Below are 11374 nucleotides of genomic sequence, written 5' to 3' on the forward strand. Positions count from 1 at the left end.
TTTTTAAGAATGAGATGTATGAGAACGAATAGGATAAAGAGCGCGCTCAAGAGTTTGAGCGTTTTTTTCTGTTATTTCTGGTTTTCTTGGAATTGGCTGATAGATATTAGGTTCATCATCCCACTGCGTGCAAATGGGGTGAGGCGATACTTTTGTCCATTTTTCAAGCCATGATAGAGGAAGCATGCCTTCTGCCTTTCGTTCAATCATTTCAAGCCAAATGAATGACCAAGCCCGAGGAACAACCCGCCAAATATCATAACCTCCTCCGCCAACCGCAATCCATCTTCCCTGACAGTATTCATGGGCAATTTCATGAGCAATTTTAGGAATCTCACGGTATATTTTCGTGGTGCCGCATAAATGAGTGAGCGGATCGTAATAATGAGAATCGGCTCCATTTTGTGTCAAGATAACATCTGGTTTAAAAAAAGCAGCTACTTCTTTTAAAGAGGTCTTATAAACGTCGAGCCAAGACTCATCTTCCGTATAAGCATCAACAGGCACATTAAATGAATAACCATAGCCTTCACTGTGCCCGCGTTCGTTAACGTTTCCCGTGCCTGGAAACAAGTAGCGTCCCGTTTCATGAATGGAAAGAGTACAAACGGAAGGATCGTCATAAAATGTCCATTGCACGCCGTCACCATGGTGAGCATCTGTATCGACATAGAGGACGCGCGCGTTGTACTTTTGCTGCATATATTTGATGGCTACCGCGCTATCGTTATAAATACAGAAGCCGGAAGCTTTTCCTCGAAAGCCGTGGTGCAATCCTCCTCCTAAATTTAGAGCATGCTTAGCTTTTCCAGTCATCACATAATCTACAGCCGTAAGTGTACCCCCAACTAAAAACGCACTGGCTTCATGCATGTTGGGAAACATAGGTGTATCTTCTGTTCCAAGACCAAAATCTGCTGCTTTTTCAACAGAAAGCTCGCCGCTTCCTGCTAATTTTACCGCTTGAATATAGCTAGTATCATGGACAAGCTGAAGTTCTTCATCAGATGCCATCCGCGGTAATACAATATCTTGATTGCCTAAAGCGCCAAATTCCCGTAACAGTTCATATGTTAGTTGAACACGAAGCTGGTTAAACGGATGATTATTGCTGAATTTGTACGAAAGAATATCATCTGAATAAATAAATACAGCATTACTAGTCATTACGTCATCTCCGGTAATTTAGGCCATAGCACCTCATAGCCGTTTTCTTTTAATGTATTTATACTAATCAATGGATTAATAGCTTGAATGCGAAGCACAAGGATTTTATATCGTTCATCTACATCAGGGTAGACAAGTACGCTTAAGATGTTTGTTCTCTTTGAACCAAAGAGGGATGTAACTTCAGCGAGCACGCCAGCCTTATTTTCTACTTTTATTTCAATTTGTGAACCTGGCTTATTAGTGCCGGTAAGCTGAATAAACGTATGTAGTAGATCTCTTTCGGTAACAACTCCTACTAACCGCTTGTTTTTTGTGACGGGAATACAACCGATTTGGTGTTCATAAAAAATGCTTGCAATTTCTTCAACAAAATCAAGAGGGTGAGCTGTAATGACTTCTGTTTTCATAATCATCCGCACGGGTTCGGATAGAAGAGCAGATGTATAAGTATTATCTAAAATAGATGGACTTGCATCTCTTACGTCTCGATCAGAAATGATGCCAACTACGTGATGAAGGTCATTAACGATAGGAATATGTCTAATCTTATGTGTATCTAAAAGTTTCATAGCTTCAGCAATCGTATGGTCGGGGGTTAAGGTAACGAGATCGGTTTTCATCATCTCTTCAACAATCATCAGACACAGCTCCTTTTCTTAAAGGTCAGCTCAATACATAAAGCGATTTCGAAAGCGCAGGCTATCAAATTCTTGTATGCTTTCTTGAGGGACTCTGCTCCCGATTCTGACCATCAAACAATTAGCAGGGTGGGAGCTAATCTCCGGATCATCTGTGGCAAACCACGTCAGTCCGCCTTTATTCATCATTTTCTCCATAATTTTGCGGTAATCCCACACATTTAGCCCTGTTCCTTTTAAATCCCAATGCCAGTAGTATTCTGTCGTAATGACAATATAATCTTCCATTGCATCATCCATCATAGATACGATAAGCAAGTTTTTTCCAACAGCGTAGCTGCGAAACGGGGCAGCTACCTCTATAGCTCCTAATTCGATTAAATTCTCCATATTTCCTTCCGACCATCGTTCTAGAGGATCGGGATATAAAAAGGTGACATAACCAATGATTGTATGATGATGACGAGCAATAATGATTCTACCTTCAGGCAAGTTGGCAATCTCGATCAATGCTTCTTTTTGCTGTTCAGGTGGACGAAAGGCCGTTAGTTGCTCATGAAAATCAAGTTGTTGCAAGGTTTGTGAGGAGACAGGTCCTTCAATAACAATTGCTCCAACCGCTGTTTTTAGTTCTTTCATATTGTATGTTTGGGAATGTTTCACATGAATCACCACCTTCAAGCAGTCTTATCTGTATTATAATACAAAAAAAACTCTACATTAAAGCGTTTTCAAAAAATTAAATAAAAGAAAAGGAGTTTTTTCAAAAACATAGAATAGGAAATTAAAAGAGATTCTTGTTAATTCGACACTTATATAACAAAGGTTGTCATATAACAAGGGAGACTATTATCCCAATTCCGACAAATAATTTTTATAAAATTGTGAAAAGTCTATTTTTGTTATATAATAGGTTTGTAAATTTTATACATAAGGGGGAGTTTGTGATGAAGGTGGAAGCGCTTCCTGTAATTGAAGGGGTATACAACTTACAGGACTACGATAAAACGTATCAAACCTTTGACTGGTCACAAGTGGAGAAGGAATTTTCATGGCATGAAACAGGTAAATTAAATGCAGCTTATGAAGCAATTGATAAGCACGCAAACTCTACGCGTAAAAATAAAGTTGCGCTTTATTATCGAGATGCGCAGCGCAATGAAAAATATACATTCAAAGAAATGAAAGAATGGTCAAACAAAGCCGCAAACGTGCTAAAACAAGCAGACGTAGAGAAGGGAGATCGTGTGTTTATCTTTATGCCTCGCTCTCCGGAACTTTATTTTGCATTGTTAGGCGCGGTGAAGCTTGGCGCTATTGTTGGTCCTTTGTTTGAAGCATTCATGGAAGGTGCAGTAAAAGATCGTTTGCAAGACAGTGATGCAAAAGTGTTAATTACAACGCCTGAACTGCTGAGCCGCGTTCCGGTGAAGGATTTGCCAGCTTTAAAACACATTCTCCTTGTAGGGGAAAATGTAGCAGAAGAAGGCATTCAACTAGATTTTCTGAAGCGATTAGAAGCGGCGAATAAAGAGGTGGAGATTGAGTGGGTAGATAGAACAGATGGTATGCTGCTTCATTATACATCAGGTTCAACTGGAAAACCAAAAGGGGTGCTTCACGTTCATAATGCAATGCTTCAGCATTATCAAACTGCTAAGTGGGTGCTCGACTTAAAAGATGACGATGTGTATTGGTGTACAGCAGATCCGGGTTGGGTAACGGGAACTTCCTACGGAATTTTTGGTCCTTGGCTTGCTGGAGCAACAAATGTGATTGTAGGAGGACGCTTTAGTCCAGATGCATGGTATCAAGCACTTGAAGATTTTGGCGTAACGGTTTGGTACAGTGCGCCTACAGCATTTCGTATGCTAATGGGTGCTGGCGATGACTTAGTTAAACGCTATGATTTAAGCAGCCTCAGACATGTATTAAGCGTGGGAGAACCATTAAATCCTGAAGTGGTACGCTGGGGAATGAAGGTTTTCCAAAAACGTATTCATGACACGTGGTGGATGACTGAAACTGGAGGTCAGACGATTTGTAATTACCCGTCTATGAAAATTAAACCAGGATCTATGGGAAAACCTATTCCGGGTGTACAAGCAGCAATCGTTGACGATCAAGGACAAGAGCTTCCACCTTATCGAATGGGTAACTTAGCAATTAAAAAAGGCTGGCCATCTATGATGCATGCAATTTGGAACAACAAGGAAAAGTATGAGTCATACTTTATGCCAGGCGACTGGTACGTATCAGGTGATTCCGCGTATATGGATGAAGACGGTTATTTTTGGTTCCAAGGCCGAATTGATGACGTTATTATGACCGCAGGAGAACGAGTTGGTCCATTTGAAGTAGAAAGTAAGCTTGTTGAACACCCTGCTGTAGCAGAAGCGGGTGTCATTGGTAAGCCTGATCCTGTGCGTGGGGAAATTATTAAAGCGTTTATCGCACTTAGAGATGGGTATGAATCTTCAGATGAACTGATTGAAGATATTCGTCAATTTGTGAAAAAAGGGTTAGCTGCTCATGCAGCTCCACGTGAAATCGAGTTTAAAGATAAGCTACCTAAAACACGAAGCGGTAAAATTATGCGTCGCGTTTTAAAAGCGTGGGAATTAGATTTGCCAACGGGCGATTTGTCGACGATGGAAGACTAAGGAGTAAACGTTTCAATCTTTGTAGGGAAAATAAGTGATTTTTATAAAGTTCAAACAGCCAGCTGTTTGAACTTTTTTTTGGACTTGAATTTTAAAATGAAATCATTCATAATTGTGGGGTGTAAACTTTTAAATAAAATAAACTGCAGTGATAGGAAGAAGTAATACTTGTCTCCCTGTTTAAGAGAGCTGATGGTTGCTGAAAATCAGTACATAGACAAATATGAAATACGTCCTTGAGCATCTTTTGTGAACTTACAGTAGCAAAAGACGGGTAGACCGTTACATCATTTAAGTGGGAAATAATTTATTTCCAAATAGGGTGGTACCGCGATATTTTCGTCCCTTCTTTTTTAAGAAGGGGCGTTTTTTATGTTGTTCAACAAATTGTAACGAGCAATTAGATAAAGGAGAGAATATAACATGGATATTTTACAAGATCTTGAGTTTCGAGGGCTCATTAATCAACAAACGGATGAAAAAGGTTTAAATGAACTTTTGAGTAAAGAGTCTGTTCGTTTGTACTGTGGATTCGATCCAACAGCCGACAGCCTTCACATCGGCCACATGCTTCCTGTTTTAATTTTGCGTCGCTTTCAACAAGCTGGACACCAACCGATTGCATTAGTTGGTGGAGGTACGGGTCTTATTGGAGATCCAAGCGGTAAAAAAGCAGAGCGTACGTTAAATGAAAAAGAAACGGTTGCTATGTTTAGTGAGCGTATTAAAGGTCAGCTTTCACGCTTCTTAGATTTTGAAGAAGGTGAAAATGCAGCGGTTATTGCGAATAACTATGACTGGATTGGCACGTTAGATGTTATTACATTCCTACGAGATATCGGTAAAAACTTTGGTATTAACTACATGATGGCAAAGGATTCTGTTCAATCTCGTATCGAATCAGGCATCTCATTTACGGAATTCAGCTACATGATTTTACAATCATATGATTTCTTGAACTTATACCAAACGTATAACTGTAAGCTTCAAATTGGCGGCAGCGACCAATGGGGAAATATTACAGCTGGCTTAGAATTAATTCGTAAATCAGAAGAAGATGCAAAAGCATTTGGATTAACAGTTCCGCTTGTAACAAAAGCAGACGGCACGAAGTTCGGTAAAACAGAAGGCGGAGCAATTTGGTTAGACGCTGAAAAAACAAGTCCGTATGAATTCTACCAGTTCTGGATTAATACAGATGATCGTGATGTTATAAAATATTTAAAATACTTTACATTCTTATCACATGAAGAAATTAATGAATTAGCAGCATCTGCAAAAGAAGCGCCTGAAAAACGCGAAGCACAAAAAGCACTAGCAGCGGCGATGACTACGCTTGTACACGGTGAAGAAGCTCTTGAGCAAGCCATTCGTATTTCGCAAGCTTTATTTAACGGAAGTATTTCAGAGTTAACAGCAGAAGAAATTAAGCAAGGATTCAAGGATGTTCCTTCTTACACGCATACAGGTGAAGATATTGGTTTAATCGATTTACTTGTAGAAAGTAAAATCTCTCCTTCTAAACGTCAAGCGCGTGAAGATATTTCAAACGGTGCGATTTACTTAAACGGTGAGCGTGAGCAAGATTTGCAAAAAACAGTAGGAGCAGAAGACCGTATTGAAGGTCAATTTACAGTAATTCGTCGAGGCAAGAAAAAATATACGCTTATTCAATACGCATAAAAAAAGGCCGAAAGGCCTTTTTTTTGTATAAAGACAGTAAAAAAGCCGCTCCATAGGGAACGGCTTTTTACTATTAACGAGAGTAGAACTCTACGATTAGTGCTTCGTTGATTTCAGCAGATAATTCAGAACGCTCAGGTAAGCGAGTGAATGTACCTTCTAATTTCTCAGCGTCTACTGTTAAGTAGTCTGGTACGAAGTTGTTAACTTCAAGCGCTTCTTTCACGATTGAAAGGTTGCGAGATTTTTCGCGAACACCGATCACTTGACCAGGTTGTACACGGTAAGATGGGATGTCAACGCGTTTACCGTCAACTAAAACGTGACCGTGGTTAACTAATTGACGAGCTTGACGACGAGTGCGTGCAAGACCCATACGGTATACTAAGTTATCAAGACGAGCTTCTAAAAGAATCATGAAGTTCTCACCGTGCTTACCAGTTAATTTACCAGCAGCAACGAATAAGTTACGGAATTGACGCTCAGTTACACCATACATGTGGCGTAATTTTTGCTTTTCTTGTAATTGTAAACCGTACTCAGAAATTTTCTTACGTTGACCTGGGCCGTGTGGACCTGGAGCGTAAGGGCGTTTTTCTAATTCTTTACCTGTACCACTTAGAGAAAGACCTAAGCGACGAGAGATTTTCCAACTTGGACCTGTATAACGAGCCATGATGACTCCTCCTTGTTTGTGTTTTTATTTTATGCAAAACAAAAACAGACACATTCTAGCGATATGCTCATTTTGTTTTCATGTACCATCGCTCTAGCAGCAGAGAGTTACACGATACACCATCTTTTTAAAAGAATTGCTACTTCTGTAAAACAACCTTTTAATGAGGAACAAAATGAAAAAACATAAAGAAGATTGTATAAGCTGCAATATTTCACACAACGAGTATTATAGGTGTTTCCTCGTATAAAGTCAAGGAAGATTGAAGATTAAAAGAATGTAAAAGAAAGGATATATTCATTTGAAGTATGAAAAGAGAAGAAAGAACCTAAGAAAATGGTGGTGATGGCTAATCAAACGTTTGTTTAATAAGCAAAAACCGCTGATTTGCAGCGGTTTTTTTTTGCTTATTCATATTTAAAGAAAAGAAGTGAGTTCTTTGACGAATTCTTCAAGATACTGTTGATCGATTTCATCAAAGCGATTTTTGATTGGACTGTCAATATCAAGAACACCTAAAAGCTGACCGTCTTTTACAATTGGTACAACGATTTCAGATTGAGAAGCGGCATCACATGCAATGTGGCCAGGGAAGGCGTGAACATCTTCAATTCGCTCTGTTTTTTGATTTTGAGCTGCTGTACCGCATACGCCTTTTCCAAGTGGAATACGAACGCAAGCCGGCAGTCCCTGGAAAGGTCCAAGCACTAACTCCCCGTCTTCCATTAAATAAAAACCTACCCAGTTTACTTCATTTAAAAATTGATTTAGCAGAGCTGAAGCATTTGCTAGATTAGCAATCGTATTGCTTTCTCCTTCTAATAAGGCGCGTAATTGCTTAATTACTAACTCATAATCTTTTTGTTTTGAGCCGCTGTAGTTTTCGACATTAAACAATGTATTCTCCTCCATTCAACATAAGATTTAATGAATTTTTATCAGGAAACGTCAGTTTTAACGCTACTTTGTCGATAAAAGATTACAGGAACTAAAAAGCCTATCACGAATTATGTAGAGAGGCTACTAAAATCCTTTTTAAATACTGTAACGATTTCTACACAATTTTGCAATCATATGTGTTTTGTAAAAATAAATCGAAATGAGGTGTAGATAGATGGCTGTACAGTCAAAAACGAAAGAGAAAATTATTGATGCGGCTGTTTCTCTTTTTAACGTAAAAGGTTTTGATGGTACGTCGGTGCGGGAGATTGCAGGAAAAGCGAAAGTGAACGTAGCGAATATTTCATATTATTTTCATAGCAAAGAAGGATTACTTGAAAGTTTAGTGATTTCTTATTTTGAAGGTTATATTGGGGTGCTGGAGCAAGCATTCCAAGAAATGAAAAAGCTGTCTTCAACAGAAAGTATGATCGTAATGATTCGAGCTATCTTACATTACCAGCACGAAAATAGGCATATTGCCCGTCTTGTATATAGAGAAATCTCTCTTGACACGATTTTAATTCGAGAAGTTATGACTACGTATTTAACCAAGGAAAAATACTACTTAAAAACAATTCTTGAAAGAGGGATGAAAGAAAAGGAGTTTCGAAAGCTGCACGTTTCCTTTACAATTATTGAGCTTAAGGGAATGCTCTCTATGCCTTATCTTCATCCTCAGTATCTAAGTGAAGTTCTTCATATATTGCCTCACGAACCGTATTTTGTTCAGCAATATGCGATTGAGCTTGAGCAATGGGTGCACACAACGGTATGTTTGCCATATGAACGGACAAACAAACTGCGCGTTCAATTATCCTAAATGGAGCTCTCCATAGCCTTGGCCTAAATCCTTCGCACAGTGGGCGTCTGACCCATATACGAGAGGGATTTTTTTCTGTTGGGCTGCTTTTACGACAAAGGGAGATGGATACGCTTCCTTGCACAAAGGTTTAAACAACCCTGCACCATTATAATCCAACGCCAGATCTTTCATTTTTATTTCATCGAGTATTGATAAAATAATAGGGGAAAGTGTGTCTTCATATGGAAAGCGAGTTTGAAATTTATGTACGAGTGTCATATGACCAATGCGCTTAGGCTTATAAACGCCTAAATTGGCCTGTACAGAGCGTAATACCGTGTTGTAATACTTATCATATACTTTGCTTACGCTGCCGAATTTCTGTACAATATGTGCAAATACGTCAGCGCTAAAATCCAGGCAGTCATATTCTTCTTCATATTTTAAGAAGTGAACCGAAAGGATGCTGTCATCGAGATAAGGACCATATTCGTTTAAGAACTCTGTTGTTTCGTGTTCAAATCCTTCAATAAAGTCAACTTCCAATCCGATATTAATACGAATATCGCGCTCAAATTCTTTTTTTACTTGCTGTACGTTTTGAATGTAGCGATCAAGTTTGTCAGGAGCCATTCCGCTGTCTCGATCAGGCGTCGGATCAATGAAGCTTTTTGGTAACGGAGCATGCTCTGTAAACGAAATCTCGCCAAAGTTCAGGGAAATCGCCTGTTCAACATATTGTTGCAATGAATCAGGCGAACCGTGTGGGCAAAATGGAGTATGAATATGTTTGTCAACTTTCATAAAAAATGCCTCCTTTTTTCTTCTTTTTCCATTGTAACGACACAAAGTGACTCCATGCCAATATTTTGTATAAAAAAATTTAATTTTTTGCTCAAAAGTTGGGCTTTACATGGTATCATAAAAACATTGACGCAAAAAAATTTAAAGGATTAAATTCACCCTTTTTATAAATAAGAAACTTGTCATGTAGAACGCACTGTAAGGGGGCTTAGTATGGAATTCATTATAGCACTAATCATACTCATTATCGGATTAGTTGTGTACGGAATGTTTTCACGTAAAAAGATTTATCAAGAAATTGATCGCCTGGAAACGATCAAAGTCGAATTAGCAAATACGCCAGTTGCAGAGGAAATTTCAAAAGTAAAAGAATTGAACATGACAGGTCAAACTGAAGAGCTATTTGAACGTTGGCGTGAGCAGTGGGATGAAATTATATCAACTAATCTCCCCAAAATTGATAAAGAACTGTTTGAAACGGAAGAAGCAGCAGATAAATACCGATTTAAAAAAGCGAAGCAGTTATCTATACATATTGATCAAGCCTTAGAACAAACCAAGATAGATATTGAAAACATACTTACTGAACTTCAAAATTTAATTGGTAGCGAACAAGATAATCGATATGATATTGAGGAATTAAATCAGCTTCACCGCCATGTGAAGAAAAAATTGCTCGCACATCGGTATTCCTATGGAAATGCTGAAAAAACCTTAGAATACGCAATTAATACATCTAAAGAGCAGTTTAAAAAATACGAGGAAGAGACGATTAACGGAAACTATCTTCAAGCACGTGAGATTGTTCTTCAATTAAAAACTGATTTAACAGCTATTGATTCGTATTTAGAACAAATTCCGAAAGTGTTAGTTGAGTGTCAGACCACTCTTCCTGTTCAATTCAATGAGCTGCTTGACGGGTTCCGCGAAATGAGTGAGCAGGGATATGTGTTAGATCATCTGCAAGTAGAAGAAACGGTAGAGCTTTTAAAACAAGAAACTGCTGAAATTATTGCAGATATTGAAGAATTATATGTGGAAGAAGCGATTACAAAACTAGATGATGTTAACGAACGCTTAGAGCAGTTATATGACTCACTTGAGCATGAGGTTTTCTCCTATCATAAAATGAACCGTGAATCTCATACGGTATCTAACTTCCTTCGTATGCTTCAAGAACGAAACCGTGAACTTCGTGAAGAAACGCTATTTGTACAGCAGAGCTATCATTTTAAAGAGCGCGATTTAGACGTATATTACAAAATGGATCGCGAACTAAAACGATTAACTAACTTGTACTATAATATTTCGGACAAGGTAGCGGAGCACAATTTAGCCTACAGTGTGATCCAAGAAGAACTCGAAGACGTTTCCAAACAGCTTAATCAATTAAAAGAATCTCAGGAATCCTATAGCGATATGCTACAAGCTCTTCGCAAAGATGAGCTCTCAGCTAAGGACAAAATAGAAGAACTGAAAGCTCAGTTGATTGAAGCACGACGCCTTATTCAAAAAAGCAACCTTCCCGGTGTTCCTGAAGAATATAAAGTGCAGCTTGAAAAAACGGTTCATATCTTAAATGAAGTAACCGCTAAGCTGAAAGAAAAACCGCTTAATATTCAAGCTGTTCAATCTTTACTTGAAGATGCTGTTGGTTTTGTTCAAGATACATTTGATGAAACAGAGGCAATGTTAGAGGAAGCGCGACTCGTTGAAAGAGTGATTCAATACGGGAACCGTTATAGAAGTACTCATCACTCGATTGCACAGTCTTTAGAAGAAGCAGAAGAAGCATTTCGTCATTATGAATACAAAGAAGCGTTAAAACAGGCATCTGCAGCTATTGAGCAAGTGGACCCTGGTGCGCTTGATCGTATACAGCGTATTGTATCTTCACAGAGTTAAAAAGCTCGTGTCCTTTGGGACTGACCCCTGTTTTTGAGACAGGGATCAAAACACCTTTTAAACGACCAGTTGCCGATATTGTACCGGTGAC

Annotated in this window: 10 protein-coding genes and 1 other annotated feature; of the genes, 4 read left to right on the forward strand and 6 right to left on the reverse strand. The window is 38.7% G+C overall.

Going from position 1 to position 11374, the window contains the following annotated elements; translation table 11 throughout:
• Positions 1–3: 3 nt before the first annotated feature.
• Genes ACRPLQ_RS24790 through ACRPLQ_RS24800 form a run of 3 tightly spaced genes read right to left on the reverse strand, consistent with a single transcriptional unit; the run spans position 4 to position 2471 of the window.
• A complete protein-coding gene (locus tag ACRPLQ_RS24790) occupies positions 4–1167 on the reverse strand; it encodes an acetoin utilization protein AcuC (protein WP_028411812.1) in 1164 nt (387 codons plus the stop codon).
• On the reverse strand, positions 1167–1808 hold the full coding sequence (locus ACRPLQ_RS24795; protein ID WP_028411811.1) for an acetoin utilization AcuB family protein: 642 nt from the start codon (positions 1806–1808) through the stop codon (positions 1167–1169). The genes ACRPLQ_RS24790 and ACRPLQ_RS24795 overlap by 1 nt, the downstream gene beginning before the upstream one ends.
• Before the next feature lie 30 nt (positions 1809–1838).
• A complete protein-coding gene (locus ACRPLQ_RS24800) occupies positions 1839–2471 on the reverse strand; it encodes a hypothetical protein (RefSeq protein ID WP_028411810.1) in 633 nt (210 codons plus the stop codon).
• A gap of 284 nt (positions 2472–2755) precedes the next feature.
• Here ACRPLQ_RS24800 and acsA point away from each other — a divergent pair, with 284 nt between their 5' ends.
• Together acsA and tyrS are read left to right on the forward strand one after the other, a co-directional pair.
• The gene (acsA, locus tag ACRPLQ_RS24805) at positions 2756–4471 is read left to right on the forward strand and encodes an acetate--CoA ligase (protein WP_028411809.1); all 1716 of its coding nucleotides are present in this window, start codon (positions 2756–2758) and stop codon (positions 4469–4471) included.
• 139 nt (positions 4472–4610) lie between these two features.
• Positions 4611–4821 (forward strand) — a binding site (T-box leader).
• A gap of 73 nt (positions 4822–4894) precedes the next feature.
• Positions 4895–6154, forward strand: coding sequence for a tyrosine--tRNA ligase (gene tyrS, locus ACRPLQ_RS24810; protein WP_028411808.1), 1260 nt, complete (start codon positions 4895–4897; stop codon positions 6152–6154).
• 73 nt (positions 6155–6227) lie between these two features.
• Here tyrS and rpsD read toward each other — a convergent pair whose 3' ends face one another.
• Together rpsD and ACRPLQ_RS24820 are read right to left on the reverse strand one after the other, a co-directional pair.
• Complete coding sequence (gene rpsD, locus ACRPLQ_RS24815) at positions 6228–6830, reverse strand: 30S ribosomal protein S4 (RefSeq protein ID WP_013059485.1); 603 nt, start codon at positions 6828–6830, stop codon at positions 6228–6230.
• Between the two features lie 417 nt (positions 6831–7247).
• Positions 7248–7727 (reverse strand): GAF domain-containing protein, encoded by a 480-nt coding sequence (locus ACRPLQ_RS24820; protein ID WP_014458011.1) that lies wholly within the window; start codon positions 7725–7727, stop codon positions 7248–7250.
• 217 nt (positions 7728–7944) lie between these two features.
• Between ACRPLQ_RS24820 and refZ the strand changes: the two genes are divergently transcribed.
• Positions 7945–8592: a forespore capture DNA-binding protein RefZ gene (gene refZ / locus ACRPLQ_RS24825; RefSeq protein WP_013059482.1), complete on the forward strand. Its 648-nt coding sequence runs from the start codon at positions 7945–7947 to the stop codon at positions 8590–8592.
• Here the strand turns inward: refZ and hisJ are convergent.
• Complete coding sequence (hisJ, locus tag ACRPLQ_RS24830; protein ID WP_098627520.1) at positions 8584–9378, reverse strand: histidinol-phosphatase HisJ; 795 nt, start codon at positions 9376–9378, stop codon at positions 8584–8586. The genes refZ and hisJ overlap by 9 nt on opposite strands.
• A 213-nt stretch (positions 9379–9591) precedes the next feature.
• Here hisJ and ezrA point away from each other — a divergent pair, with 213 nt between their 5' ends.
• Positions 9592–11283: a septation ring formation regulator EzrA gene (ezrA, locus tag ACRPLQ_RS24835; protein ID WP_028411807.1), complete on the forward strand. Its 1692-nt coding sequence runs from the start codon at positions 9592–9594 to the stop codon at positions 11281–11283.
• Positions 11284–11374: the final 91 nt, after the last annotated feature.

The organism is Priestia sp. TRN 1309 (assembly GCF_050846875.1).
Taxonomy (GTDB): domain Bacteria; phylum Bacillota; class Bacilli; order Bacillales; family Bacillaceae_H; genus Priestia; species Priestia zanthoxyli.

Bases quoted from the DNA above. Each gene is read 5' to 3' on its own strand.
- ACRPLQ_RS24790 (WP_028411812.1), bottom strand. From the start codon at position 1,167: ATGACTAGTAATGCTGTATTTATTTATTCAGATGATATTCTTTCGTAC.
- ACRPLQ_RS24795 (WP_028411811.1), bottom strand. From the start codon at position 1,808: ATGATTGTTGAAGAGATGATGAAAACCGATCTCGTTACCTTAACCCCC.
- acsA (WP_028411809.1), top strand. From the start codon at position 2,756: ATGAAGGTGGAAGCGCTTCCTGTAATTGAAGGGGTATACAACTTACAG.
- tyrS (WP_028411808.1), top strand. From the start codon at position 4,895: ATGGATATTTTACAAGATCTTGAGTTTCGAGGGCTCATTAATCAACAA.
- rpsD (WP_013059485.1), bottom strand. From the start codon at position 6,830: ATGGCTCGTTATACAGGTCCAAGTTGGAAAATCTCTCGTCGCTTAGGT.
- refZ (WP_013059482.1), top strand. From the start codon at position 7,945: ATGGCTGTACAGTCAAAAACGAAAGAGAAAATTATTGATGCGGCTGTT.
- hisJ (WP_098627520.1), bottom strand. From the start codon at position 9,378: ATGAAAGTTGACAAACATATTCATACTCCATTTTGCCCACACGGTTCG.
- ezrA (WP_028411807.1), top strand. From the start codon at position 9,592: ATGGAATTCATTATAGCACTAATCATACTCATTATCGGATTAGTTGTG.